Origin of the sequence: Mesorhizobium loti (assembly GCF_013170705.1) — a bacterium.
In the GTDB taxonomy this organism is placed as follows: Bacteria; Pseudomonadota; Alphaproteobacteria; order Rhizobiales; family Rhizobiaceae; genus Mesorhizobium; species Mesorhizobium loti_D.
In genome coordinates this window covers 6,278,936-6,305,591 of the sequence record NZ_CP033334.1, presented here as the reverse complement: position 1 = coordinate 6,305,591, position 26,656 = coordinate 6,278,936, and the positions used below count along the sequence as shown (strand labels likewise).

Here is a 26,656-nt window from a genome sequence, read left to right as displayed (position 1 = left end):
CCAGGGATCGGAAGAGGGTTTGCTTCTCGTCGCCGAAACCAGTCATTGCGGCCGGCCTGGAGAAGCAAACCGAGGAATGATGCATGAAGCAGCGTCCGCACAATTGAACGGCGAGATCAAAGAGTGCGCTGGGCTGCACATCGCACCTGGGCCGAGTATTCTCCGTCTCCTCCGGCCGGCTTGCATGCTATTAACGCAGGTGAGGGCGCCGGCCATGATATGCGCAGCCCGTTGAAGGCGGAAGCGTCCGCCCCGGTTCACATCACCCGCATTGGACTGAGGTTTAGTTCATCCATGGCGTGGATGGTGGCTATCCCAACAATCAATTTTACCGAACTTACTGGATTCCATTAGAAGACTCTAACTGAGCGTATGCCGGGCGGCATCCCTCGTCTGCGTCGGCTAAGGCTGCCGGGAAGAATTCGGAGAAGAACATGTGCGGAATTGTTGGCATCGTTGGGCAACAGCCGGTGTCGGAACGCCTGGTCGACGCATTGAAGCGTCTGGAATACCGCGGCTACGATTCGGCCGGCATTGCGACGATCACCGAGGGCACCTTGCACCGCCGGCGCGCGGAGGGCAAGCTCGTCAATCTCGAGAGGAGACTCAAGGAAGAGCCGCTGGGTGGTACCATCGGCATCGCCCACACCCGCTGGGCAACCCATGGGCCACCGACGGAACGCAATGCACACCCGCACTTCACGGATGGTGTGGCCGTCGTCCATAACGGCATCATCGAGAATTTCGCCGAACTGAAGGACGAATTGGCGGCGACGGGAGCCGAGTTCCAGACCGACACCGACACTGAGGTCCTTGCGCATCTCTTGGCAAGGCACCGCCGGGAGGGCATGAGGCGTGGTGAGGCGGTGCATGCCATGCTGAAAAGCATCAGGGGTGCCTACGCGCTTGCCATCCTCTTTGAGGATGATCCGTCGACCATCATTGCGGCGCGCAATGGACCACCGCTGGCGATCGGTCACGGCGACGGCGAGATGTTCCTGGGCTCCGACGCGATCGCGCTTGCTCCATTCACAAATGAAATCACCTATCTCATCGACGGTGACTGGGCCGTTGTCGGCAGGACGGGCGCTGATATCTTTGATCACGACGGCCACCCCGTCGCGCGTCCGCGCCAGACCTCCGTGGCCGTGGCCACTCTGGCCAACAAGGGCAACCATCGCCACTTCATGGAGAAGGAAATCCTCGAGCAGCCCGAGGTCATCGCCGATGCGCTCGGTCATTATATCAATTTCATCGAAAATGGTCCCGATGCGGTTTTTGGCATCGACTTCGCCAAGATCCCGAGCTTGGCGATCTCTGCCTGCGGCACCGCATATCTCGCCGGGCTGATCGGAAAATACTGGTTCGAGCGCTATGCGCGCCTGCCGGTCGAAATAGATGTTGCATCCGAATTCCGCTATCGCGAGATTCCGTTGTCGCCGCAGTCTGCGGCTCTGTTCATTTCACAGTCGGGCGAAACCGCCGATACGCTGGCATCGCTGAGGTACTGCAAGCAGCTTGGGCTGAAAATTGGCGCTGTCGTCAATGCGCGCGAATCGACCATCGCTCGGGAGGCCGATGTGGTCTTCCCGATCCTTGCCGGCCCAGAGATCGGCGTCGCCTCCACCAAGGCCTTCACCTGCCAGCTAGCCGCTCTTGCCGCAATCGCGATCCACGCAGCCAAGGCCCGCGGAACCGTGACCGAAGATGAGGTGCAGGCGCTCGTCGAGAGCCTCACCGAAATGCCGCGCCTCATGAGGCAGGTACTGGACAGCATCCAGCCGGAGATTGAGCTTCTGTCGCGCGAACTGTCAAAGTGTCATCATGTCCTTTATCTCGGCCGTGGCACAAATTTCCCACTGGCGATGGAGGGTGCGCTGAAGCTCAAGGAAATTTCCTACATCCACGCCGAAGGCTATGCGGCGGGTGAATTGAAGCACGGTCCTATCGCATTGATAGACGAGAACATGCCAGTGATCGTCATCGCGCCGCATGATCGCTTTTTCGACAAGACCTTCTCCAACATGCAGGAAGTGGCCGCCCGCGGAGGGCGCATTATCCTCATCACCGATGGAAAAGGGGCAGCCGCATCGAAACTCGATACGATGCACACAATCGTGCTGCCGGCCACCGACGAGATTATCGCGCCGATGATCTTCTCGCTGCCGATACAGCTTCTTGCGTACCACACGGCGCTCTTCATGGGCACAGATCTCGACCAGCCACGCAACCTGGCAAAATCAGTCACCGTCGAATGATTTGAGCCTTCATTAGTCGCAACGCTCGCCCATTCGGAAAAAACTCCAAGCACTTCAACCGGCGCTCAAGCGCGCCGCTACCGCCTTGCCGTTATTTGCTGGAGCATGCCGTTTAGCGACGATTGGTTGTCCCTTTGGCCTCCCCTCACACTGCTTGGCTGTGCCTACGGGCAAACCCGGTCGAGAAAAGCATCGAATACGCAGCAATAGCGCTAACCACAAAGCGATCCTCCTGCCGCATGCGGATAAGACCCTTCGCTGTCCACTATTTCGTCCTCGCTCGATGATTGCGGCTCGCCGCGGTCTTCGTCGGTGAGACGGTTGCCCTTTGACTTTGCCAGGCGGCCAGCTGCGATGTGCGGGCTGTAGGAATCCCGTGTAACCTCGTTCTGGATCTAACGCTCACCGATAGGCCCGACCAGTCGCAAGAGGACCGGGCGATGATCGGACACATCCAGGGACCGCTCGATGGTTCGGTCGAGCGCGAGGATCACGAAATCGTGGCCGCACGGCACGAGATTGGGCGAGATAAAGACATGGTCGATCAGCGACTTGAAGGGCGACTTGACGCAGGTGATTTGCTTGTCCGAAGCATCCTGCGCGGCGAGCGCGGTCAGGCCGGCGGCGGCCAGCGCGGTCTCCGGAAGCCAAGGTTGCATTGAGTCGCCGCCGATTCAATCGTTATCGAAGCTGGGATACTGGGCGAGTTCGGCGATTGCTTCGGCGATCACGCGCCCACCCATCTGCCGGCGGCCTCCACCGTGTCGCCGGACTGCGCCGCACGCGTCAGCGCAAGCGCCGGGACCGCCAGCAAACCTGCCGCAACGCTTTACCAGCTGTCACATCCCGGCAAGCGGGGCATCGGCCGCGCCCTAATCGCAGCTGTATCCGATTGCAAACGTGTCAGGGCTTATCTGCCGCAGGCGTGGCAGGTCCCCCGCATAATCGTCATTCGCCGCCTGAGGCCACCGAGATGAAGCTCTTCCTCCCGTTAGAATGAACGTTCGAAACGGAGGATGCCGCCGACACTGCTCTTTTTGTTGGCAGTAGCCCAGCTAATGGAAGGGTCGACCTTGCCGACGGCGAAGTCGCCGTAGCGGTCATAGTCGAGTTCGGCTGTAATTGTGAAATCTGCAAGAAACGCATAGGCAACGTTTGCAGCGACACCATAGTTCCTGAGCTGATCACCCGAGAGCTGAAGATTCAACGAAGTTGTCCCATTGAGCTTGTAAGTGGCGCCCGCCCAGAAAGCCCAGTTACCGCCCCAACTTTTGTAGAACCCGCGGCCATGAGCGTCGATTGCGTTAGTGACATCATCGTCGAGCTTGCCGTTGGAGCCGTAGCCGAACATTCCGAATAGCGAGAGTTGGTCGGTAACATCGACGTCGATGCGGACCTTGCCGGCGACCGATTCGTAGTTGCTATCATAAGCGACAACGCCGGTGATCGCGCCCCAGTGTTGTGTGTATTTCACTCCGCCGACTAGGTGCGGAACGTAGCTGTCGATGGTGCCGACCAGGCCCGAGCCTTCTTCGAGTGAAACCACAGCCGAAAAGCCGTTACCGGCGTCAAAGTAGTACTGAACCACATTAGTATCGAAGGCGCCGTACGGGATAAGCATCGGATTGAGCACGTCACCCGCGTAGCCAATAAACATGTCGAAGGCGGACCAGTCCTTGCCAACTCGGAGGCCACCAAGCTGAACCCAGGCGAAAGTCAACGTGATGCCTTGGCTGAATGCGTAGTATCGAGTACTGTCCGAACCGGAATAGGGGGTGTGCTTGCCGTAATTCATGCGAGTCTCGATGTAGGTCTGCAATGTACCGAGTTCGGTCTCTTGCTCGATCCAAGTTTTGAATGTGAAGCGCGTGTGGTTTTGCCACATGCCCTGGGCCTCGCCAGTCTTCACATCCGTGGTTCTAGCTTGGTCATACGATACGACATCGCCGAGGCCGATGTCGTAACGGACATAGCCGCCGATGCGCAGGCAGGTCTCGGTGCCGGGGATGTAGTAGTAACCAGCGCCGTAAACGTCGCAGATCTTGACGTATTCAACGGGCTCAGGCTCGGCCAGGACGATGGCGTCGGCGGCTCGGGCACAGGAAACAGCGATCAGGGCCGCAGCTGAGCCGAGCAGGAGGCTCCTGATGTTCATTCTTGATCTCCGTTCAAATATTGAAGAAGGGGACGTCAACGAACGAGCCAGCCCTTCCTGTCCCCACAATCGAAAACCATGCACATCGCGCTGCGCCTATCGCAGTGTGACAAACGGATCGTAATAACTATTCAACAACAGGGGCGATGAAGCTGAATCATAATTTCACACGATAAGTTGTTTGTTCTCATATCACCTGCTTGAAATGCCCGGGGAGGAATCAAACACTTCCGAGTCGATCGCCATGATTATCTCCGATAGCTGCGGGCATACCATCACAACGGCTTCGAAAATCACCCCGCAAGTGACGTGCCAACCTCACGACCAAGCTACGAATGACACTCAAGTTTGCCGTCGGACCTTGGTTGCGTTTCCTTTTTTGCTCTGAGGGTCAAGCTGAGCACGAAAAGCAAACGTTTCGGACATGGCTCGCCTGTTCGCTTCGCGACAGTATCGTTCAATGGCGATAGCTTTTGTTTGTTTTGAGCCTCGACATTGTTGACATCATGCGAGTGTACCGCTCGGTACGTCAGCCGAGATGCCCCATTGATGCCGACATGCCTAGGCGTAAGCGTCCTCGTTAGGGCGAAGGGCCACACTTTGGCGGTGGCGAGGTGCACCAGCTTTCCAGCTAGTCCGGACAAAGTGGTTCCTAAAGGCGGGCAGGTCGAGACGAGCCGTTGTAAGCCCCTCTCTGAATCGGAAGCCGTGCATGGGCCATTTTTGTTTTTACGGAAGCACATGCGAATTCGCTCGATTGTCAGTTGCGAGCGATGCTTGAGTTGCGCTTCACTCCGGCGCTTTGCCGGGCCACAGGAGCGCGATTTGTCGGTAATCATGCGCCTGGCGTAGCGCTACTTTCTAAATTGGTTCATCAGGCTTGCAGCCTTGGCAGGGGCGGGCCTGGACGGTCTCCTCGAGCACAATTCCCGCTCTGACAGACGGTGCGCCACAGCCAAAGCCTCGTGCCGGCAATTAATACGACGAACTCATCGAGATGCCAGGTATCGCTACGTGACGCCGTCTTACGCACCAGCCGGCGAGCAAAAGTCTGGTCCCGGCGCCGAATCGACTGGTCGGATGGAGCATGCTGCGTTCCATTGGACGCTGAAGGGAGTAGGAATAGGATAGGATAGGATAGTAGACGGTCTGCGGGAAAGTCTCGACGGGAAACCCATGGCGGTTGTCGCTGACCAGCGCGTGCTCATACCATCGCTGTCCAGCCAAGGCTGAATGGGGCTATCGCTGCGAAATAATCGGACCCAAAGCGGACCGGACTGATATAGCGCAAAGACACAGGAGAGCGCAGTGGTAAGGATGGAAGGCAACAACATGGGACGGTAACTGTTGCAGACCACAAAACATCGCGAAGCCCGCCTACCTTGGTACACCATCTATCCGACTGTCGCGGAGTTCTCTGGGGCGGTCGGCGCCGACGCTTATAAGGAATGGCTCAGGAACCTACCGGCTAACGATCCGGCGTCACTCTACTTGCACGTTCCGTTCTGCCGATCAAAGTGCTGGTATTGCGGCTTCCCCACCACCATCACCCGCCATGATGCGCCGATCGTTAATTATCTGGCGGCGCTGCGTGACGAGATACGTTTGATCTCGGAGCACGCGCCGCAGGCGCTGCCCGTGAGTGATGTGCATTTCGGCGGCGGAACGCCAACTCTCATGGGGCCAATTGAGTTCCTTGCCCTGACGGAATTCCTGCGCCGCCACTTTGCGCTTGCGGAAACAGCTACGATCGCCATCGAGATCGATCCACGGACGTTCACGGCCGATATGGCCGAAGCCTTGCAAGCAGCCGGCGTGAACCGCGCGAGCCTCGGCGTGCAGAGCTTCGATCCCATTGTTCAAAAAGCGATCAACCGGGTCCAGAGTGAGGCGCAGACGGCGGCTGCCGTCGAAATGCTGCGTCGGCATGGAGTGACAAGCATCAACTTCGACCTCATCTTTGGTCTCCCGCATCAAACGGTGCAGTCTTGCGTCGAGACCACGAGGGCGGCGGTCGCCACGCGCCCCAACCGGCTTGCGGTGTTCGGCTACTCGCACATTCCGTCCTTTATTAAGAATCAGCGCCTCATCGAGGAGGCATCGCTTCCGGGCAGCGCTGCCCGCGCCGAACAGGATGCGGCCATTGCCGTGACACTGATTGCCGCCGGCTACCGAGAGATCGGGCTCGACCATTTCGCCTTGCCGGACGACGATCTCGCGCTGGCACAGAAAGCCGGTCGACTGCGGCGCAACTCGCTGGGCTACTCGGCCGACACCTGCAAAACCCTGATCGGTTTCGGCGCGTCGGCTATCGGGCGTGTCGGCGAGGGCTACGTCCAGAACGAGGTTACACGGGATTCCTACTGCCGGCACATCGCAGCTGGCCGTCTGGCGACGTCAAAGGGCTACCGTCTCACCGACGAAGACCGCGCGCGAGCCGCAATCATCGAGCGACTAATGTGCGATCTCGAGGCCGATGTGCCGGCAATCTGTGCCGCCCACGGATCTGATCCGATCCATTTTCTCGATTCAGCTGAACGCTTGGCGATGCTTGCCAAGGACGGGATTGTGGACATCGAAAAGGGTTTTGTCCGCGTACGGCGGCAGCATCGCTTTGCGATGCGCGTTGTCGCTGCCGCATTCGACGCTTTTCTCGACCGGGTTGCCCGCTGAGTCAGCCAACCAAGTGTGAGGAGGCCAACACGACGCCGAAGCGAAATTTGACGCCCATGCGGTTTCCTTTCTTCGAGGTCAGGATTTCACAGCCGTCGCCGGCGTAGCAGGCCTCAAGCGGCTTCCCGCCCTCGAAGAAAGCCACGGTGTCGCCATCGATCGTGATCCGCTCGAATTGGTGCGATAGCCGATCTCGTAGTAGGCGTGTACTCATCTGCGCTCTGGTCGCCGCTCTCCACCTTGTAAGCCATGACTGGATCGAGCGTTCCATCGTCAGGAAGGGATAGACCAACTGCCAATCCCGGACCCAAATTCGACAGGGCGCGCTTGCTTGATCTGGTCGTCCTCAAATGTAGATCGGCTGGACCGCGGGATCGTGGCTATATGCGTGATCTTTCTCAGCTGCTTGATCGTGGATCTTGCCGCTCCCTCCGACGGCCACGATGTGGAAGGGCTTGCCCTCCACGGCGATCTCGCCGCTCCTGGTGAACGATCCCGCCGTCACGATATAGGGCTTGAGGGCCGGTCACGACGATGTTGTCCCCTGCCGCGGCGATGCACGGCCGTGCCCGTCCATCGAATAGAGGTCGTGAGCTTGAGCGAGTTGGCGATCTTGCCAGCCACGAAGCTTGGCGTTCTGGTGACGCTCAACAAGGCGACCGCGGCAATGGAACGTGCTGCCAGAGAGGCCGAACCCGTTGAGGCGGGCGGCAAGCTGCGGCCGCGCGTGCAAATCTGTAGGGTCAGGGAACTGTTGAAGGGCAGAAAGCCCACGCTTCCACCTGTCTATGACATTATCTCTGCCGCTGCCGCCCGGCAGGTGGCCGCCGCGGTTGCCAACGCGACAGGAAATACGGGACCCGCCGTCCTTCAAATATTCCATCGCCGGCAGCGGACAGAAAACCACGAACGATCAGTCGCCGACACCTGTGAGCAAGCCGTGTGCGACATTGCAATCATCCATTTATTGGCTCAACTGCCCACATGGCTGTGAATGAACTGGATTTGTTGGTTTTCCAGATGGCAGTGGAAAGCGTCCGCTCACTCTGCTTGAGCTTCAATGACAAAGCGGCGGAAATAGCTGCGAGGAGCCGCGGCAACCTGCTTTTCGACGTGCGGAACGATGATGACGCCGAGGTTCAACGGCTCGCAGCCATCCGATATCGAGGCGGCCAGATTGGTGTGCTGGCGTTGGACAGACAAGGCCTTATTAGCCGCTACTGCGTCGTCGACGGTACCTTCTCCCGCTTCATTGCACCGTTGGAGAATTGGACCAGCATGCCGGTGTCAATGCAGGCCAAAATCGATGTCACTCACCATGCCGGCCTCTTCCTAGGCGCAATGCGAAATGCCGGTCATATGCTTGGCAACTAGCGCTGGCGGAACGCATCTGTGGATCTTTGCATCTGCCTGGGCGTTTGAGCCGGCGGCTCATCGAGGTTTTGCAGCGCGCGGATGTGCCACGGCCGGGGTGATAGCCGCCTCTGCCCAACAGATCGCTGGCGAGGGCTTGTCGGACAATGAATGTCGTCAATTCACCGTCTGAGAAATGGTGTCTGGCTCACAAAAAGCACAGCGAATTGAGACTGAAACGCAGTCCAGCTGGGAACCCAGCGCGAAGGCCGGAAGGTAACTTATCTGCGATAGAGGCAACGGGAAGGCGCCTTCCACTTATAAGGCAGTGCCCAATATGTCGGTACTTGCCTGAGGAATTCCCATGGCGGGCAGGGCTACCTCGCGATCCGATCTCGATAGGCTTGTTGTACCTCAGACCGGAGACTCGATGTTCAGAATTTCCTCAGCGGCTTGCCTGCACGCCACCGCCAGCTCCCCGACCACGTGCTCACGATAGGCACGACCGATATGAGTCCCCTCCGACATAGCATTCCTCGGGAATGCGCGAATATTGATACACCTCGAAGGAGAGCAACGGCGCGCCAAACAGCCTCTCATCGCACCAAGTCGTACATAGGGCGCATTCCTGTTCCGGCCGTCCCGGGCGATGCTCGATCCATCTCTCCAGAACAGCGGAGCAAGCCAGTGACGCCCACGAAGCTTCTGATTGGGCAGATCGCCATTGTGTTCGCCATCGTTCTCCTCGGCGTGTGGGCTGCCACGCAATGGTGCGCTCATATGCTAGCCTTTCAGGAACAACTCGGCGCGCCATGGTTTGTCGCGGCTGGATGGCCGATCTACGAGCCGTGGAAACTGTTGGAATGGTGGTTCCAATTCGATGCCTATGCGCCCGAGGTATTCGACAAGGCGGGCATGCTTGCGGGCGCCAGTGGATTCATGGGCTGTGCCGCTGCGATCGCTGGTTCCCTCTGGCGCGCGCGCCAGCGCGGCTTGGTCACCACCTATGGCTCCTCTCGATGGGCGGTGACGCGGGAGATCGAGAAAGCAGGGCTGTTTCAGCCGGCAGGCGTCTTCCTCGGCAAACTGAAGGACCGGTATCTGCGTCATGACGGGCCTGAGCACGTCATGGCCTTTGCGCCGACACGTTCCGGCAAGGGCGTCGGACTGGTTGTCCCAACGCTTCTCTCCTGGTCCGGCTCGGCCGTCATTCACGACATTAAAGGCGAGAACTGGCAGCTGAGCTCCGGCTGGCGGTCGAGGTTCTCGCATTGCCTTTTGTTCAATCCGACTGATCCGCGATCGGCCCGCTACAACCCGCTGCTGGAGGTACGCAAAGGTTCGGACGAGATTCGCGATGTCCAAAACATCGCTGACATTCTAGTCGATCCGGAAGGCGCGCTAGAAAGGCGGAATCATTGGGAGAAGACCAGTCATTCACTCCTGGTCGGCGCTATCTTGCACGTGCTCTACGCCGAAGAGGAAAAGACTCTTGCCCGCGTCGCCACCTTTCTGTCGGACCCGCAACGCTCGTTTGCCGCGACTTTGCGGCGAATGATGACGACCAACCATCTCGGCGCGGCCAATAAGCCTCAGGTCCATCCCGTCGTGGCCTCGGCGGCACGAGAGGTGTTGAACAAATCGGAGAACGAACGTTCAGGCGTCCTCTCGACCGCCATGTCTTTTCTCGGCCTCTACCGTGATCCGACCGTGGCGGCGGTAACATCGGACTGCGACTGGCGCATTGCCGATCTGATGGATGCGGAGTGGCCGATGTCGCTCTATCTGGTCGTGCCGCCATCGGACATCTCGCGCACCAAGCCCTTGGTGCGACTGATCCTGAACCAGATCGGCAGGCGGCTGACGGAGCGCCTCGAGGGTGACCCAAAGAAGAGCCGCAAGCATCAACTGCTCATGATGCTGGATGAGTTTCCGGCGCTCGGTCGCCTCGACTTCTTTGAGACCGCGCTCGCGTTTATGGCCGGTTACGGAATTCGTGCCTACTTGATCGCGCAATCGTTGAACCAGATCTCCAAAGCGTATGGCGACAACAACGCCATTCTGGACAACTGCCATTTGCGAATTGCCTTTTCCTCCAATGATGAGCGCACGGCCAAGCGAATCTCGGACGCGCTTGGCACGGCCACGGAACTCAGATCCATGCGCAACTATGCGGGCCACCGGCTGGCACCTTGGCTCTCGCATGTCATGGTCAGCCGCCAGGAAACCGCCCGCCCGCTGCTGACACCGGGCGAGGTGATGCAATTGCCGCCCGCGGACGAACTGGTGCTGGTTTCGGGATTGCCCCCCATCCGGGCCAAAAAGCTGCGATACTATGAGGACCACAATTTCACCGAGCGGGTGCTGCCTTCGCCGGTGTTGCGCGACGGACCCTACGCGGACTGCCCGATGTCGCGGCCGGACGATTGGACTGGGCAAGTACGCGGTGTCGACCGTCGTCTTGCGTCTGACGATGAAAGCGCTGGCGCCGCGCTTGCGGACGAGGGAGGTGTTCAGCAGCAGCGCCATCCTGGCCTACCCGAAGAACATACCGCCGTCACCCAGGAACCGGACCAGGACCATCTGTCCAGACCCGCAGACGATGATAGCGAGGCGATGGCGGACAAACGCGTCATGGACCGGATCTCCACCGTCGCAGGTGCCTATGGCATCAACGAGGGAAGGGGTGATGACAAGGATATCGTCCCCGGCTTCTGAACGCTTTCCGCAGCTCGGGCGTATCTCAGCGTAGATAACGGCCGTAAGCAATTTTGGGCATCTCGATGATGCTTGTTCCGCCGCCGGCCCGCCAGCGCCGGCCAGTTGGAACAAGCGCATGAAGCCCCACCGCATTCGTCACCAGTTTCTGCTCGAACCGGAATTGAGCGAGAAGCTGGACAACCTCAGCCGCGATCCCTCGACCACAAAATCCGCGGTCGTCGCGAAGGCCGTAGAAGCTTTCATCGAGCGGCGTGGCGAGAATGAACTCGATCGGCGCTATGGCATGAGGCTGGACCGTCTTTCCCGCGACCTCACTCACGTCAGGCGCGATGTCGAGATGACATTGGAAAGCTTGGCGCTCTTCATCCGCTTTTCGATCACGCTTCATGCCCACACGCCTGTTCCGGACAAGTCGACGCAGGCGATTGCTCAGGAGCGTTTCGACAAATTCGTCGAGCAGGTCGGTCGCCAGATCGCATCGGGGAAACGCTCGCTTGGCAAAGACAATGGCGGAGGAGGGGAAGGATGAGCGCTCATCCAGAGGCCGACCACCGACGCCGCGCCATGCTGCGCACCGCTATGGGTCCGACGATCACTGAGGCGCTGGCCGATCCATTGGTCATCGAGGTGATGGTCAATCCCGATGGTGCGCTGCGGCTCGACCGGCTGGGAGAAGGCCGAATCGATACGGCCGTGCATATGCATCCTTCCGAGGCGGAGCGCATCATCCGCCTGGTCGCTTCCCACGTGCGTGCCGAGGCGCATGCGGACAATCCGATTGTCAGCGCCGAGTTGCCATCGGGCGAACGCTTCGAGGGACTGCTGCCGCCTGTCGTGCTGGCGCCTTGCTTTGCCATCCGCAAACCAGCCGCAATGCTCTACACGCTGGCCAACTATGTTGCGGATCGCATCATGTTGCCGCTGCAGGCCGATGCGTTGATAAAGGCAGTCCGAGAACGGCGCAACATCCTTGTCGCCGGAGGCACGTCGTCGGGTAAGACGACGCTTGCCAATGCGCTGCTGGCCGAAGTCGCCGAATGCGACGAGCGAGTGATCCTCATCGAGGACACCCGCGAACTGCAATGCGCAGCAAAGGACTGCGTTGCCCTGAGAACCAGGCGGGGCTCGGTCACACTCGCCGATCTCGTGCGCTCGACGCTCCGGCTCCGCCCCGACCGCATCATCGTCGGTGAAGTCAGGGGCGCGGAAGCGCTGGACATGCTCAAGGCATGGAACACCGGGCACCCCGGCGGCATCGCCACGGTTCATGCCAATTCGGCGCGCTCTGCCCTCTATCGCATCGAGCAGCTTGCACAGGAAGCTGTCGTCACCGTGCCGCGCCGCCTCATCGCCGATGCCATCGATCTCATCGTCTTCATCGTGGGGCGCGGCTCGTCGCGCCGCATCGATGCAATCGCTGAGGTCACAGGTCTCGACGGCAGCGGCGACTACGCCGTCACCCCACTCACGCCTCCGCAACTCCAGCAACTTTGAAAGGCCCCCTTATGCGTAAGAAGCTCCGCTTTCTTTCGTTTGCCGCGCTCGCGTTTCTTCTCACAGTTCCGGCGCACGCTGCCGGCTCCGGCATGCCTTGGGAACAGCCGCTGCAGCAGATCCTGGAATCGGTGCAGGGACCGGTCGCCAAAATCGTCGCGGTGATCATCATCATCACCACCGGCCTGACCCTTGCCTTCGGCGATACTGCAGGCGGTTTCCGCCGGCTGATTCAGATCGTCTTCGGCCTGTCGATCGCCTTCGCCGCATCGAGCTTCTTCCTCTCGTTCTTCTCCTTCGGCGGCGGGGCGCTCGTCTGATGGCCGCCGGAGTGCAACATATCGAGGGCTTCGAGGTTCCCGTTCACCAGGCATTGACTGAACCGATCCTGCTGGGCGGCGCCCCGCGGGCGGTGGCGATCCTCAACGGCACGGTGGCTGCGGCCATCGGACTAGGCTTGCAGCAATGGATTGCCGGGCTAGTGCTCTGGCTTGGCGGCCACTCGCTCGCGGTCTTTGCCGCAAGGCGCGATCCCGACTTTGCCAGCGTGCTTGTCCGTCACCTTCGCCTGAGGGGATGGCTCGCATGCTGAACCTTTCGGAATATCGCGGCAAGGCCGACCGGCTTGCCGACCACCTGCCCTGGGCAGCACTGGTGGCGCCCGGCATCGTGCTCAACAAGGACGGCAGCGTTCAGCGGACTCTTCGGTTTCGCGGGCCCGATCTGGAAAGCGCGACCGAAGCCGAACTCATCGGCATCTGCGCCCGGGCCAACAATGCGCTTAGACGCCTTGGCTCCGGCTGGACATTGTTTTTCGAGGCCGAGCGTATCGAAGCGCTGGGCTATCCGTCCTCGCGTTTCCCGGACGCGGCGTCATGGCTGGTTGATGAAGAACGGCGTGCTGCCTTCGAGGGCAAGGTCGCGCATTTCGAGAGCCGCTATCACCTGACCTTGCTGTCCATGCCGCCACCGGACGCCCAGGCGCGGGCGGAAAGCGCGCTCGTCGACTCGCATCATTCAGAAGGCGAAAGAGACTGGCGCCAGGAGATGGTGCGGTTCCGTGACGAGACCGACCGTGTGCTGGATCTTCTGTCGGGCTTCATGCCCGAAGTGCGTCTGCTCGATGATGCCGAGACGCTGACATACCTGCACGACACGATCTCGACCCGCCGCCATCCGGTCGCCGTGCCGGAAACGCCGATGTATCTGGACGGCATCCTGGTCGATGTGCCGCTTACCGGCGGCTTGGAGCCGATGCTGGGTGAGCAACATCTTCGCACACTTACCATCCTCGGCTTTCCGAACCTCACCCGGCCCGGAATCCTCGATGCCCTCAATCATCAGGATTTCGCCTATCGCTGGATGACGCGCTTCATTCCGCTCGGCAAGACCGAGGCCACCAAGACGCTGACCCGCTTGCGCCGGCAGTGGTTTGCCAAGCGCAAATCGATCGTCGCAATCTTGCGCGAGGTTGTAAGCAGCGAACCCGTTCCGCTCGTCGACAGCGACGCCGACAATAAGGCGCTCGACGCCGATGAAGCACTTCAGGCGTTGGGCGGCGATCATGTCGGCTTCGGGTATCTCACTGCAACGGTGACGGTATGGGACGAGGATCGCCAAGCCGCCGCTGAGAAACTTCGGGCGGTCGAGCGGATCATCAATGGGCTCGGGTTCACCACCATCCGCGAAAGCGTCAATGCGGTCGAAGCCTGGCTCGGCTCGCTGCCGGGTCATGTCTATGCCAACGTTCGTCAGCCGCTCGTTCACACGCTGAACCTTGCCCATCTCATGCCGCTTTCCTCGGTGTGGGCCGGTCCTGCGGCGAACGAGCATCTGGCTGAAGTCACTGGACGAGAGGCCCCGCCGCTCCTCATCGCCGAAACCAGCGGGTCGACTCCGTTCCGGCTTTCTTCCCATGTCGAAGATGTCGGCCACATGCTGATCGTTGGACCGACCGGCGCCGGAAAATCGGTGCTGCTTGCCCTGATCGCCCTGCAGTTTCGTCGCTATGCCGGCGCGCAGGTCTATGTCTTCGACAAAGGCAATTCGGCGCGCGCGGCAACGCTCGCCATGGGTGGAGAGCATCATGTCTTGGGTTCGGACGGTGCGCTTGCCTTCCAGCCTCTGCGCAATATCGGTGATCAGGGTAGGCGCAGCTGGGCAGCTGAATGGATCGCCGGCCTGATTGCCCATGAGAACGTCACCCTCACGCCGGAGGTGAAGGAGGCGATCTGGTCGGCGCTCAACAGCCTCGCCACCGCGCCGGCGCAGGAGCGCACGCTGACCGGTCTGTCGGTCCTGCTTCAGTCCAATGCACTGAAGTCCGCCTTAATGCCCTACACGCTCGACGGTCCCTTCGGCCGATTGCTCGATGCCGACGATGATCGGCTGGCCTTGTCGGATGTGCAGTGCTTCGAGACCGAGGAGCTGATGCGTAGCCAAAGCGCTGTGCTGCCTGTGCTCACCTATCTCTTCCATCGCCTTGAGGAGCGGTTCGACGGGCGCCCGACGCTGCTCATGCTCGATGAGGCCTGGGTCTATCTCGACAATCCGCTTTTTGCTGCCCGCATCCGCGAATGGCTGAAGGTGCTGCGAAAGAAGAACGTATCGGTGATCTTCGCCACGCAGTCGCTTGCCGACATCGCCGGCTCTGCAATAGCGCCGGCGATCATCGAGAGCTGCCCACAGCGCATTTTTCTCCCCAATGATCGTGCCGTGGAACCGCAGGCACGGACTGCCTATGAGCGCTTCGGTCTCAACGACCGGCAGATTGAACTGATCGCCCGGGCCACGCCGAAGCGGCACTACTATTTGCAGTCGCGCTGCGGCAACCGTCTCTTCGAGCTCGGGCTCGGCCCCATCGCGCTTGCACTTTGCGGCGCCTCGGGTCCAGCCGCGCAAAGCCTGATCGACAGGGTCCTGTCCGAGCACGGGCAGGACAGCTTTGTCTTTCGCTTCCTCGGCGCCCGCGGCCTGGATTGGGCGGCCGAGCTTCTCCAGCAATTCCCTCAACCAACCAAGGAGCAATCGTCATGATGCGGCGCCGCTTTCTCTCGGGCCTGATCACCCTTTCGTTGATCGCCAAGCCGATGGCCGACTACGTGCAGCCGGCCTACGCGCTCATCGTGTTCGATCCGTCGAACTACGCACAGAACGTGCTCACGGCGGCGCGCTCGCTGGAGCAGATCAACAACCAGATCCAGTCGCTCCAGAACCAGGCGACCGTGCTGCAGAACATGGCACGCAATCTTCAGAGTCTGGATTTTTCTTCCGTGGGTCAGCTTACCGGCTCGCTCCAACGGATCGACGGTCTGATGGACCAGGCAAGTGGCCTGAGCTTTGATCTCAACAAGCTTCAGGACCAGTGGCGTAATCAATATCCGGAAAGCTACGACGCCACGATCAAGGTCAGCGATGTGGCGAGCGCCGCACGTGACCGCTGGCAAAGCGCTATGCAGGCATTCCGTCAGACCATGGGTGTTCAGTCGCAGATCGTCGAGAATGTTCGCGGTGATGGTGACCTGCTTGCCGATCTCGTCAACCGCAGCCAAGGCGCGGCCGGTGCGCTTCAGGCAAGTCAGGCCACTAACCAGCTCCTTGCGCTTTCGACCAAGCAGCAGATGCAGATCCAGACGCTGCTCGCAACGCAGTTCCGCGCTGAGGCCGAGGATGCGGCGCGCAAGGCGCAGTCCGAGGAGGCCGCGCGCGAGACGACAAAGCGCTTCCTCGGCACAGGCACGGCCTATCCCGGCAACTGATCACCAATCTCTTGACGACGAGGAAGGCGGCATGAACGACCTTGGGGTCATTGATCGCTTCATGGAGACCTTCATCCGCTACATCGATAGCGGGTTCGGTCTGCTCTCGGGCGATGTCGCCTTCCTTACCACGAACCTGATCGGCATCGACGTCACACTTGCCGGCCTCGCCTGGGCATTCGGCGGCGAACCCAACATATTCGGCCGGCTCATCCGCAAAGTGCTCTATGTCGGCGTCTTTGCCTTCATCTTGAATAACTTCAAGAACCTCGCCGACATCATTTATCGGTCTTTTGCCGGTCTCGGCATCAATGCGTCATCCGGCAACCTATCTGCCGACAATCTCCTGCATCCGGGCCGCATTGCCGCAACCGGTTTCGAGGGCGCCTGGCCGCTTCTCGATCAGGCAAGCCAGCTTCTCGGCTTCCCAGAAATCTTCGGCAACGCGCTCACCATCTTCGTGCTGCTCGTGGCCTGGTTCCTGGTCATCATCGCCTTCTTCATCCTCTCCATCCAACTCTTCATCACCATCCTCGAATTCAAACTCACCACTCTGGCCGGATTCATTCTTGTGCCCTTCGCGCTTTGGAACCGGTCAGCGTTTCTCGCCGAGCGCGTGCTCGGCAATGTCATCTCGTCGGGCATCAAGGTGATGGTGTTGGCCGTCATCATCGGCATCGGCTCCACGCTCTTTGGCGAGTTCGCTTCCGCGCTGCAAGGCAAGGAGCCGGATCTGGCCGCCGCCATGTCACAGGTCCTGGGCGCCTTGGCGCTCCTTGGTCTCGGCATTTTCGGACCTGGGATAGCCTCCGGTCTTGTCTCGGGCGCGCCGCAGCTTGGCGCGGGCGCCGCACTTGGAACCACGGCAGCCGCAGCCGGTGCATCGCTCGTTGCCGCAGGCGCAGCATTTGCCGGCGCGCGCATGGCAACCGGCAGCGGTCTCACCGCACTCCGTGCCGGCACGACCATGGGGTCAGCGGCTTCTACGGCCTGGCAGATGGGGCGCGCAACATCGCTCGAGTCCGGCCTGCCCGGTGTAGCTGCTGGAATGCATGGTGTGACCAGCGCCGCCGGCGGCGCCGCAATGGGGGCGGCACGATCTGCCGCAGGAGGCTTCGGGCGCAGCGTTGATGCCGGGCGCGAAGCTGCCTGGACCGCGACCGGTGGTGCGCCGACCGCATCCATGACAGGAAGCCCTACTGGTCCGGTCGCTGATGCCGCGCCCGGCTGGGCCAGGCGCCTGCGTTCCGAACAGACAGCCCGTGCCCACCGTCACGCCGCCATGCAGGCCGTCCGAGAAGGCGACAGGCCGGGAGGCAGCGCCAATCCCTCTCTCAACGACAAGGACGACTAAATGCTATTCAAGCGACCCATTCAACGTTACGGCAAGACGCCCGAGCCGGTCACGCCGTATCAGAAGGCCGCGCAGCTCTGGGACGAGCGCATAGGCTCATCTCGAGTGCAGGCCCGCAACTGGCGGTTCATGGCTCTTGGCTGTCTGACCTTGGCGGCCGGACTTTCCGGCGGACTCGTGTGGCAGTCGATGCAGAGCCGCGTCGTGCCTTACGTCGTCGAGGTCGACGGCTTCGGCGAGGCACGCGCCGTTGCGCCGGCAATCCGGGACTACGAGCCCTCCGATGCCCAGATCGCGTGGCATCTCGGCCGCTTCATTCAGAATGTCCGTTCCGTTTCCACCGATCCGGTGCTGGTGCGGCAGAACTGGCTTTCGGCCTATGACTTCGCCACCGACCGCGCGGCGCTCTTTCTCAACGAGTACGCCAAGGCGAACGATCCTTTCGGTCAGATCGGCACACGCAGCGTGTCGGTGCAAGTGACCAGCGTGGTCAGGGCTTCCGACAGCTCGTTCCAGGTCAAATGGGCCGAGCAGGTTTTTGAGCGCGGCAGCCTTGCCAGCACGACGCGCTGGATCGCGATCCTCACCATCGTGATCCGCCCGCCAAGCAATACTGACCAACTGCGCAACAACCCGCTCGGCGTCTTCATCAACGCCATCGATTGGTCGCGCGAGCTCGACAGTGCTGCGCCGACGTCCGTTTCCCCAAAAGGAGTCCACCAATGAAGAATAGAATGTCGTCGGTCCGTGCCGTGCTGATCCTGTCGGCCTCTACGGCGGTCCTCTCCGCCTGCGCGTCGAAGCCGGTACCGCCGCCTGCGATTTCCTATGATGCTGCCGATTTCAAACCAGCCGCAATCGAGAAGCCGCCGGAGAAGCCGGTCAAGATAGTCGAGGTGCCAAAGCCGCTGCCGCTACCCGGTCAGTTACAGCCCAATCCGGGCAGGGTGGCCGAAGACAAGCGCTCTCCTGAAGAACGGGTCTCCGATGCCAATAAAGCAGCGACGCAGCAACCTACCAGGTATGGGTACATGAATGCGGTTCAGGTTTATCCATTCGCCGACGGCGCGCTCTATCAGCTCTATGCCGCGCCGGAGCGCGTCACCGATATCGCACTCCAGCCGGGCGAGAAACTAACAGCCGTGTCGGCCGGCGACACGGTGCGTTGGGTGATCGGCGATACCGTCAGCGGCACCGGTGACAATCAGCGCACCCATGTGCTGGTAAAACCCTTCGCGCCGGGACTTAACACCAATCTGGTGATCACCACGGAACGACGCACCTACCATTTGCAGCTTCAAAGCACCGAGAAGACCTCAATGGCGGCGATCTCCTGGACCTATAGCGAGGACCAGATCATCGCGCTACGCCAGCGCAACGCTCAAGCCGAGGCTGCCACGCCGGAGGCGTCGAATGTGGCGCTCGAGAATATCCGCTTTCGGTATTCAATCACCGGCGACACACCACCCTGGAGGCCGACGCGCGCTTTCGACGATGGCAGCAAGGTCTATATCGAATTCCCCCGTCGCATTGATCAGGGTGAAGCGCCTCCTCTCTTCATCGTCGGTGCCGATGGGGACAGCCAGCTCGTCAATTATCGCATGCGCGGCAACTACTACATCGTCGATCGCCTCTTTGGCGCTGCAGAACTGCGTCTAGGCAGCAAGCAGCAGCAGGTGGTGCGCATCACGAGAACTGACGGCCGGCAACCGACGCGGCGCATACCACTTTTTGGCCGTTCCAGCAGGTGAGGGAAGCGCTCATGACCGATACGTCCCGACCCGATGCACCGTCGAAACTCGATCCCGAGCAGCTGCAATTGCGAGCCTCGCCCCGCCGCGCTGTCCGATTCAGGCGCGGTGTGATCGTCGCCATCGCTGCAGTCGGATCCGGTGCCATTCTGGGCGTCACGATGATGGCGCTTCAAGGACCGGCATGGCGTATCAAGCACCAGGCAGAGGACCGCTATAACACCGAGCGCAAGCCACCCGCCGAGGGACTAGAAGCGCTTCCCAAGGACTATACCGGGATCATGCCGAAGGCCCCTGTGCTCGGACCGCCACTGCCCGGTGACCTCGGTCGCCCCATCCTTGAACGCCAACGTCAGCTCGGCATCGCGCCAGGGCAGGATATCTCCGCCGAGGAGCAGCGCCTTGCCCAGCAAGCAATTGAGGCGCGCGAGTCGCAAGTCTTGTTCCGGATCGACAATCGACCCAGACAGACAGATGTCGCCGGCGGCGGGCCGAGTGCGCAGCAGCCGTCTGAGGCGCTTCCGCAATCCGGAGCGACGCGCGCGTCAGCTTCCGTTGCCCCAGCCGAGGGTGACCAGAACAACCAACAGCGCAAGCTCGATTTTATCAGTCAGCGAAACACAAGCGGGATCTACAATCAGCACGCGCTGCAGACGCCGGCCTCACCCTACCAACTGATGGCCGGCAGCGTGATTGCGGCCAGTCTCGTCACCGGCATAAATTCCGACTTGCCTGGCCTTGTCGTCGCGCAGGTCACCGAGAATGTGCACGACACAGTCACCGGCAGCATTGTGCTCATTCCGCAAGGCTCACGCCTCATCGGCACTTATGACAGCGTCGTGGCTTTTGGGCAGAGGCGCGCATTGCTGGTCTGGCGGCGAATAATCCTGCCCGACGGTTCCTCGATCGAAATCGACAATCTGCCAGCGACGGATACTGCCGGCTATGCCGGGCTTGAGGACAAGGTCGATTTTCACACCTGGCAGCTGATCAAGGGAGTTGCTCTAGCGACGCTACTGGGCGTTGGTACCGAGTTGAGCTTTGGGGAAAACGAAAGCGACCTAGTTAAGGCGATCCGGGAATCCACTCAGCAAAACATCAGTCAAGCCGGCCAGCGCATCACCGAAAAGAACCTGAATATTCAACCCACCATTATCGTCCGCCCCGGTTGGCCCCTACGCGTGATTGTACACAAGGATCTTGTGCTGCGCCCATACCCGACTTGAACAGGAGTAATCATGGCAGATCTGAAACTTGGAAAGCTTCCAGACCGGACACCTTCGAAGATGACCATCACCGTTAGCGCGGACCTGAACCGAGCACTCAAGGACTATGCGGCGCTTTACCGCCAGACCTATGGCGAGTCTGAAACGGTAGCGGAACTCATACCTTTCATGCTGGCGGGGTTTCTGGAAGGTGACAGAGCGTTTGCCAAGGCCAGAAAGGAAAGCGTGCCTGCCGCCGGCATGTCAGAGAAATCGTGACGCGTGTCAGGTTCAGATTCCGAGTAATCGAAGCATAAAGTTGGAGATTCACGGATCCACGCCGCGAGAGCGAAGGCGGTTGATCGCCTTTTGCACTTTCGGATGGAAATGCTGCGCGCCTAGGCTTGCCCGCCCCATGCCGATCTCGGCAAGTGTATCAAGGCGGGCTTCGTCTATGTCGTTGGGTTCGATTTCGACGCTGATCTTCGCATCGGTAAATCGAAGCTATCCCGCAGGGCAGTTCCCTGGACTATCATATCCCCGGGCTTCAGCGTGGTCGGCGAGCCGCCGCCGAAATGCACGGCTCGGACATGGGCCTTGCCGCTGACAAGAGCGGCGACAGTCGCGATCTCCGCGTCAAGCGAGGGGAGATCCGCAGCCACCGGCTCGGAGTGGCGGGTCTGCTTTGTATGGCACGCACAGAACCAGCAGAGCCGGTCGCATGTACAGGTAGAGCGAGGCTTCGCCACCGTTTTCGAGAGCCTTAAACCAGCTTCGATAGACATCAGCGGCGACGCCCGGATGGAAATGCGGCGCGGTCGGGCAACTCGTATAACGCGGCACTTCCTCGCCAAGCCTACCAACTAATTCCGGTATCATGTCGTGTTTGCCTCGCCGGCAGTCTGGACGCGTCAAGAGCCAAAGCTCTGATTTCGGTCGCCTCCAGCACGGACAAACTGCCGCAAGGATTTCTCTGCCATCGCTTGCTATCCTGCCGGAACTTGGGATTGGTAGCGCGAGCGAATGACAGTACGGCAGGACATTCACAGTTCCGGCATTCCCGTTCTTTGCCTGTCTTGCGAAGCACGGCATCGCGGCGTCTGCGGTGCGCTCGATCCGGACCATTTGGTTGGGCTCGCCAAGACCTCGTCGCGGCACAAAATCGAGCCGGGCGTCGAACTGGTCGCCGACGCCGAGGCCGTCGACAGCTATTCAAACATGCTTTCAGGCGTTGTGAAGCTGACGAAGTGCCTTTCGGACGGCCGCCAGCAGATTGTCGGTCTTCGGTTCGCACCGGATTTTTTGGGACGGCCCTTCAAGGTGAAAAGCACGATCAATGTGGAAGCGGCAACCTCCGTCTCGCTGTGCTCGTTTCCGAAGGCGGCCTTTGAACGGATAATGAAGGCATCACCGGAACTCGAGCATCGCCTGCTCAAGCAGACGCTGAACGAACTCGACGAGGCACTTGAACGGATGGTAACTCTCGGGTGCAAGACCGCACCGGAGAAGGTGGCGAGCTTTCTCCTCATGATCGCCCAGAATATGGATTCCAGTATCGACCCGGCGGCTAGGTCGGCATGCTTCGATCTGCCGCTGACACGTGCCGACATCTCTGATTTCCTCGGACTGACGAATGAGACCGTAAGCCGCCAGCTTACGCGATTGCGGGCTGACGGCGTGATCCGGATCGAGAACAAACGCCATGTAACGGTGGAAAGCATGAGTCGGCTGGAGCAGCGCTGCGGCGGCCGAGGCGCACGGCAACCGGCCTTTGAATGAGGCCTAAGCGTTACGTCGCTTGTTGCGATCCGCGGCAGGACCTGCTCGCGTTCGAAAGCGATGTGTCGCCGCAAGCCTTCGAAGAAGCCGCGCAGCATGAACCCGACAGCTTCCGCGCTCTCTATCGGATCACAATGACCGATCGCTAGGAGCGTTTCGGCCACCTCGCCAGCGAAGCATTGATCCTCAAGGTGCTCGACGCGCAACCGGCTGGTTGAGGCAAGTTCGGCCTCGGCCGGGGTCAAGTGCGCTTAATACGCAGGGAAAATCACCGTCTCCTCAAACCCATGAATGGCACGGAGCAGCGGAACGATGTTCTTGGCCATTCCAAGAAATTTGAGGCGGTTGGCGTTCGGCAGTGCATCGGCAATGCTTTCCAGCGAGAAGCAGAGCTTCAGCTTTTCCCGATGGACAAGGTTCATGACCTCGCCCGGAATCGCCTCTGGGCCGGCCCGGCGCGAGGAAGCCGCACTCGTCCATGAGCGGGGTGGCCCGTGCTGCGTTTCCTTGTTCAAATCGCCACCTTCTGATCGGACCGAACTCAATGTTGCCCGAAGCAAAATCGTGCGGCTCTGACATGGATCAGGGCGAGCAGGCCGCAACTACGGAATTAATGCATCGCGGATTTGGCATCCGCTCATTGGAATCCTGGTCGGGGACATGTCATGAAATTCGGCACGGAGATCGTCGTTCTAACCCTGTTTGCTTTTGCGGCCCTGGTGGCTGCCGGCTCCGGCGTAGAAGGACCTTTTCGCCAGCATATGATGGTTTTGTTCTTCGCCCTGGCTGGCTTTAACGCGATCCTGCTGCGCAACTGGGATTTCAAGCCGGCCTCTCCGATCGACCCATCCGCCTACATGGACGGTCCGATCCGCTACGGAGCCATCGCAACGGTATCCTGGGGCGTCGTCGGCATGCTCGTCGGTGTGATCATTGCGCTGCAGCTCGCCTATCCGGACCTCAATATCCAACCCTGGTTGAACTTCGGCCGGCTGCGGCCACTGCACACATCCGCCGTCGTCTTTGCCTTTGGCGGCAATGCGCTTCTTTGCACGTCCTTGTACGTGGTGCAGCGCACCAGCCGCGCGCGGCTGTTTGGCGGTGGCCTCGCTTGGTTCGTGTTCTGGGGATATCAGCTTTTCATCGTCATGGCCGCGACCGGCTATCTGCTCGGCATCACCGAGAGCCGCGAATACGCCGAACCCGAATGGTACGTGGACATCTGGCTGACCATCGTCTGGGTCGCCTATCTCATCCTGTTCCTTGGCACGATCCTGAAGCGCAAGGAGCCGCATATCTACGTCGCCAACTGGTTCTACCTGTCCTTCATCGTCACCATCGCGATGCTGCACGTGGTCAACAACCTGTCGATGCCAGCCTCATTCCTGGGCTCCAAGAGCTATTCCGCTTTTTCCGGTGTCCAGGATGCCCTGACGCAGTGGTGGTACGGTCACAACGCCGTCGGCTTCTTCCTCACCGCCGGCTTCCTCGGCATGATGTATTACTTCGTGCCCAAGCAGGCGAACCGGCCGATCTACTCCTATCGCCTCTCGATCATCCACTTCTGGGCGCTGATCTTCCTCTACATCTGGGCCGGTCCGCACCATCTCCACTACACCGCCCTGCCCGACTGGGCGCAGACGCTCGGCATGGTGTTCTCGATCATGCTGTGGATGCCGTCATGGGGCGGCATGATCAACGGCCTGATGACGCTGTCCGGCGCCTGGGACAAGCTCCGCACCGATCCAATCATCCGCATGATGGTGATGGCTATCGCCTTCTACGGCATGTCGACCTTCGAAGGCCCGATGATGTCGATCAAGACGGTCAATTCGCTGTCGCATTATACCGACTGGACCATTGGCCACGTGCATTCCGGTGCGCTCGGCTGGGTGGGCATGATCTCGTTCGGCGCGATCTACTACATGGTGCCGAAGCTGTGGAACCGCGACCGGCTCTATTCGCTGCGGCTGGTCACCTGGCACTTCTGGCTGGCGACGCTCGGCATCGTCGTCTACGCCGCGGTGATGTGGGTGTCCGGCATCATGCAGGGCCTGATGTGGCGCGAATACGACGAGCAGGGCTTCCTGGTCTACTCCTTCGCTGAAACCGTCGCCGCCATGCACCCCTACTACGTCATGCGCGCCATCGGCGGGGCGATGTACCTCTCCGGCGCTCTGATCATGGCCTGGAACATCACCATGACCATCCTCGGACACCAGCGCGAGGAGGAGCCAATGCCCGGCTCCGTTCCCGCCCTTCAGCCTGCCGAATAAGGAGCCAGAAAATGGGCTTGATGGACAAACACGCAATCATCGAGAAGAACGCCACGCTTCTTCTCGTTGGCTCTCTTCTTGTGGTGACCGTCGGCGGCATCGTCGAGATCGCACCGCTCTTCTATCTCGACAATACGATCGAAAAGGTCGAGGGCATGCGGCCTTATTCGCCGCTCGAACTCGCCGGACGCAACATCTATGTGCGCGAAGGTTGCTACCTCTGCCACAGCCAGATGATCAGGCCGTTCCGCGACGAAGTCGAACGCTACGGTCACTACAGCCTGGCGGCCGAGTCGATGTACGATCATCCTTTCCAGTGGGGATCGAAGCGAACCGGGCCGGACCTCGCCCGGGTCGGCGACCGCTACTCGAATGGATGGCACGTTCAGCACCTTACGGATCCGCGTTCGGTGGTGCCGGAATCGATCATGCCGAGCTACGCGTTCCTGAAGGACAGGCCGATCGAGGTGAAGGATTTCTCGACACATCTGGTCGCCAACAGGCGGGTCGGCGTCCCCTACTCCGATGACATGATCGCTCACGCGAACGCCGACCTGATGGCGCAGTCCGATCCCAATGCCGACACATCCGGCCTCGAGACCCGCTACCCCAAGGCCAAGATCGGCGACTTCGACGGCAACCCGCAACAGGTCACCGAAATGGATGCCCTCGTCGCCTATCTGCAGATGCTCGGCACCTTGGTCGATTTCAAGAACTACGACGAAGCCGCCGGCTATCGCTGAGGAGTTTTATCGATGGATTACAATTTGATGCGAGAGTTCGCTGACAGCTGGGGCCTTGTTGCCATGGCAATCTTCTTAGTCGGTTGCATTGCCTTCGCGCTCCGACCCGGCGGCAAAAGGCAGGCCGATCAAGCCGCTCAGATCCCACTGAGGCAGGACCCATGAGCAACGAGCATATCGACGAAGTCTCAGGCATCTCGACGACCGGCCATGAATGGGACGGGATCAAAGAGCTCAACAACCCTTTACCGCGATGGTGGGTGATGACCTTTTATCTCACCATCGCCTGGGCGGTCGGCTACACCATCGCCTATCCGGCATGGCCCCTGCTGCACTCGGCAACGAAGGGCGTGCTCGGCTATTCCAGCCGCAACGACGTCAAGAATGAACTGGCGGCAGCCGAGGCCGCCAAGGGCAAGTATGTCGCGGCCATCCAGCAAAAGACCGTATCCGAGATAGCAGCCGACGACGGGCTGCGCGAATTCGCGGTCGCGGCCGGCGGAGCTACCTTCAAGGTCAATTGCGTGCAGTGCCACGGCTCCGGCGCGCAAGGGTCCAAGGGCTTTCCCAACCTGAACGACGACGACTGGCTGTGGGGCGGCAAGGCCGAGCAGATCCAGCAAACGATCACGCACGGCATCCGCTTCGCGTCCGACACGGATACCCGCGTGTCGGAAATGCCGCCCTTCGGTGACATCATCACGCCTGAACAGACCGCACAGGTCGGCGCCTATGTCGCCAGCCTCTCGGGCAAGGTCCAGGATGCAAGTCTCGTCGAGCCCGGCGCCAAGGTATTCGCGGAAAACTGCGTCGCCTGTCATGGCGATAATGCGAAAGGCAACAAAGAGCTCGGCGCGCCCAATCTGACCGATGCGATCTGGCTCTACGCACCCGGCGAGACAGCCATCGCCGTCCAAGTCCGCGCGCCGAAGCACGGTGTCATGCCGGCGTGGATCGGGCGTCTCGGCGAGACCAAGGTTAAGGAACTTGCGGTTTATGTCCATTCGCTTGGCGGCGGAGAATAGGAACGGAAGCCTATTCTCGTCCCTCCCCGCCAAGCGACGGGGCCCGGCACGAGTCGGGCCCCGACACCATTCCGGCATGCGGCGATTGACCTGCAGCAAGGCGGCGCGACC

25 protein-coding genes and 1 pseudogene are annotated in these 26,656 nt (G+C 60.4%); 21 read left to right on the top strand and 5 right to left on the bottom strand.

Annotation, left to right across the window (positions count from 1 at the left end):
- Positions 1-434: 434 nt before the first annotated feature.
- Positions 435-2,258, top strand: coding sequence for a glutamine--fructose-6-phosphate transaminase (isomerizing) (gene glmS / locus EB815_RS30685; RefSeq protein WP_065004890.1), 1,824 nt, complete (start codon positions 435-437; stop codon positions 2,256-2,258).
- 395 nt (positions 2,259-2,653) lie between these two features.
- Here glmS and EB815_RS30680 read toward each other — a convergent pair whose 3' ends face one another.
- On the bottom strand, positions 2,654-2,917 hold the full coding sequence (locus EB815_RS30680; protein ID WP_065004891.1) for a hypothetical protein: 264 nt from the start codon (positions 2,915-2,917) through the stop codon (positions 2,654-2,656).
- A 332-nt stretch (positions 2,918-3,249) separates the two neighbouring features.
- Positions 3,250-4,413: a porin gene (locus EB815_RS30675; protein ID WP_065004892.1), complete on the bottom strand. Its 1,164-nt coding sequence runs from the start codon at positions 4,411-4,413 to the stop codon at positions 3,250-3,252.
- 1,347 nt (positions 4,414-5,760) lie between these two features.
- Here EB815_RS30675 and hemN point away from each other — a divergent pair.
- A complete protein-coding gene (hemN, locus tag EB815_RS30670) occupies positions 5,761-7,086 on the top strand; it encodes an oxygen-independent coproporphyrinogen III oxidase (protein WP_065004893.1) in 1,326 nt (441 codons plus the stop codon).
- A gap of 1 nt (position 7,087) precedes the next feature.
- On the opposite strand, the gene EB815_RS30665 is transcribed toward hemN, so the two are convergent.
- Positions 7,088-7,378 carry a ZinT/AdcA family metal-binding protein gene (locus tag EB815_RS30665; protein ID WP_065004894.1) on the bottom strand — a complete coding sequence of 97 codons (291 nt, stop codon included), beginning with the start codon at positions 7,376-7,378 and terminating at the stop codon, positions 7,088-7,090.
- Positions 7,379-7,681: 303 nt separating this feature from the next.
- Here EB815_RS30665 and EB815_RS30660 point away from each other — a divergent pair, with 303 nt between their 5' ends.
- The 14 genes from EB815_RS30660 (at position 7,682) to EB815_RS30595 (ending at position 21,001) form a co-directional block, all read left to right on the top strand.
- A complete protein-coding gene (locus EB815_RS30660) occupies positions 7,682-8,080 on the top strand; it encodes a hypothetical protein (protein WP_155772359.1) in 399 nt (132 codons plus the stop codon).
- Positions 8,071-8,460, top strand: a complete 390-nt coding sequence (locus tag EB815_RS30655) for a hypothetical protein (protein WP_065004896.1) — start codon at positions 8,071-8,073, stop codon at positions 8,458-8,460. The genes EB815_RS30660 and EB815_RS30655 overlap by 10 nt, the downstream gene beginning before the upstream one ends.
- Positions 8,461-9,126: 666 nt before the next feature.
- Complete coding sequence (locus EB815_RS30650; RefSeq protein ID WP_065004897.1) at positions 9,127-11,157, top strand: conjugal transfer protein TraG; 2,031 nt, start codon at positions 9,127-9,129, stop codon at positions 11,155-11,157.
- Between the two features lie 118 nt (positions 11,158-11,275).
- On the top strand, positions 11,276-11,689 hold the full coding sequence (locus tag EB815_RS30645) for a CopG family transcriptional regulator (protein ID WP_065004898.1): 414 nt from the start codon (positions 11,276-11,278) through the stop codon (positions 11,687-11,689).
- Positions 11,686-12,654 carry a P-type conjugative transfer ATPase TrbB gene (gene trbB / locus EB815_RS30640; RefSeq protein ID WP_065004899.1) on the top strand — a complete coding sequence of 323 codons (969 nt, stop codon included), beginning with the start codon at positions 11,686-11,688 and terminating at the stop codon, positions 12,652-12,654. Before EB815_RS30645 ends, trbB begins: the two co-directional genes overlap by 4 nt.
- A gap of 11 nt (positions 12,655-12,665) precedes the next feature.
- Positions 12,666-12,974 (top strand): TrbC/VirB2 family protein, encoded by a 309-nt coding sequence (locus tag EB815_RS30635; protein ID WP_010914020.1) that lies wholly within the window; start codon positions 12,666-12,668, stop codon positions 12,972-12,974.
- The gene (locus EB815_RS30630; protein WP_065004900.1) at positions 12,974-13,246 is read left to right on the top strand and encodes a VirB3 family type IV secretion system protein; all 273 of its coding nucleotides are present in this window, start codon (positions 12,974-12,976) and stop codon (positions 13,244-13,246) included. Before EB815_RS30635 ends, EB815_RS30630 begins: the two co-directional genes overlap by 1 nt.
- Positions 13,240-15,690, top strand: a complete 2,451-nt coding sequence (gene trbE, locus EB815_RS30625; RefSeq protein ID WP_065004901.1) for a conjugal transfer protein TrbE — start codon at positions 13,240-13,242, stop codon at positions 15,688-15,690. Before EB815_RS30630 ends, trbE begins: the two co-directional genes overlap by 7 nt.
- Positions 15,687-16,412 carry a P-type conjugative transfer protein TrbJ gene (gene trbJ, locus EB815_RS30620; protein WP_065004902.1) on the top strand — a complete coding sequence of 242 codons (726 nt, stop codon included), beginning with the start codon at positions 15,687-15,689 and terminating at the stop codon, positions 16,410-16,412. The genes trbE and trbJ overlap by 4 nt, the downstream gene beginning before the upstream one ends.
- 31 nt (positions 16,413-16,443) lie before the next feature.
- Positions 16,444-17,766: a P-type conjugative transfer protein TrbL gene (trbL, locus tag EB815_RS30615; protein WP_065004903.1), complete on the top strand. Its 1,323-nt coding sequence runs from the start codon at positions 16,444-16,446 to the stop codon at positions 17,764-17,766.
- On the top strand, positions 17,767-18,492 hold the full coding sequence (trbF, locus tag EB815_RS30610; RefSeq protein ID WP_006329228.1) for a conjugal transfer protein TrbF: 726 nt from the start codon (positions 17,767-17,769) through the stop codon (positions 18,490-18,492).
- Entirely contained in the window at positions 18,489-19,517 is a 1,029-nt protein-coding gene (gene trbG / locus EB815_RS30605) for a P-type conjugative transfer protein TrbG (protein WP_065004904.1), read from the top strand. The genes trbF and trbG overlap by 4 nt, the downstream gene beginning before the upstream one ends.
- A gap of 11 nt (positions 19,518-19,528) precedes the next feature.
- Positions 19,529-20,743: a TrbI/VirB10 family protein gene (locus EB815_RS30600; RefSeq protein ID WP_065005100.1), complete on the top strand. Its 1,215-nt coding sequence runs from the start codon at positions 19,529-19,531 to the stop codon at positions 20,741-20,743.
- 12 nt (positions 20,744-20,755) lie between these two features.
- Positions 20,756-21,001, top strand: a complete 246-nt coding sequence (locus EB815_RS30595; protein WP_065004905.1) for a DUF2274 domain-containing protein — start codon at positions 20,756-20,758, stop codon at positions 20,999-21,001.
- Here the strand turns inward: EB815_RS30595 and EB815_RS33725 are convergent.
- Positions 20,949-21,601 (bottom strand): annotated as a pseudogene (locus EB815_RS33725) (radical SAM protein); the annotation flags it as partial. The gene EB815_RS30595 and the pseudogene EB815_RS33725 sit on opposite strands and share 53 nt — an antisense overlap.
- A gap of 144 nt (positions 21,602-21,745) precedes the next feature.
- On the opposite strand from EB815_RS33725, the gene EB815_RS30590 reads away from it, so the two are divergent.
- Positions 21,746-22,501: a Crp/Fnr family transcriptional regulator gene (locus EB815_RS30590; RefSeq protein WP_065004906.1), complete on the top strand. Its 756-nt coding sequence runs from the start codon at positions 21,746-21,748 to the stop codon at positions 22,499-22,501.
- A 251-nt stretch (positions 22,502-22,752) separates the two neighbouring features.
- On the opposite strand, the gene EB815_RS33720 is transcribed toward EB815_RS30590, so the two are convergent.
- On the bottom strand, positions 22,753-23,016 hold the full coding sequence (locus EB815_RS33720) for a hemerythrin domain-containing protein (RefSeq protein ID WP_245303314.1): 264 nt from the start codon (positions 23,014-23,016) through the stop codon (positions 22,753-22,755).
- Positions 23,017-23,166: 150 nt separating this feature from the next.
- Between EB815_RS33720 and ccoN the strand changes: the two genes are divergently transcribed.
- Genes ccoN through ccoP form a run of 4 tightly spaced genes read left to right on the top strand, consistent with a single transcriptional unit; the run spans position 23,167 to position 26,545 of the window.
- A complete protein-coding gene (gene ccoN / locus EB815_RS30580) occupies positions 23,167-24,777 on the top strand; it encodes a cytochrome-c oxidase, cbb3-type subunit I (RefSeq protein ID WP_065004907.1) in 1,611 nt (536 codons plus the stop codon).
- 11 nt (positions 24,778-24,788) lie between these two features.
- Positions 24,789-25,520 (top strand): cytochrome-c oxidase, cbb3-type subunit II, encoded by a 732-nt coding sequence (gene ccoO / locus EB815_RS30575; protein ID WP_065004908.1) that lies wholly within the window; start codon positions 24,789-24,791, stop codon positions 25,518-25,520.
- A 12-nt stretch (positions 25,521-25,532) separates the two neighbouring features.
- A complete protein-coding gene (locus EB815_RS30570) occupies positions 25,533-25,685 on the top strand; it encodes a cbb3-type cytochrome c oxidase subunit 3 (protein ID WP_065004909.1) in 153 nt (50 codons plus the stop codon).
- Positions 25,682-26,545, top strand: a complete 864-nt coding sequence (ccoP, locus tag EB815_RS30565; RefSeq protein WP_065004910.1) for a cytochrome-c oxidase, cbb3-type subunit III — start codon at positions 25,682-25,684, stop codon at positions 26,543-26,545. The genes EB815_RS30570 and ccoP overlap by 4 nt, the downstream gene beginning before the upstream one ends.
- The last annotated feature ends 111 nt before the right edge of the window (positions 26,546-26,656 follow it).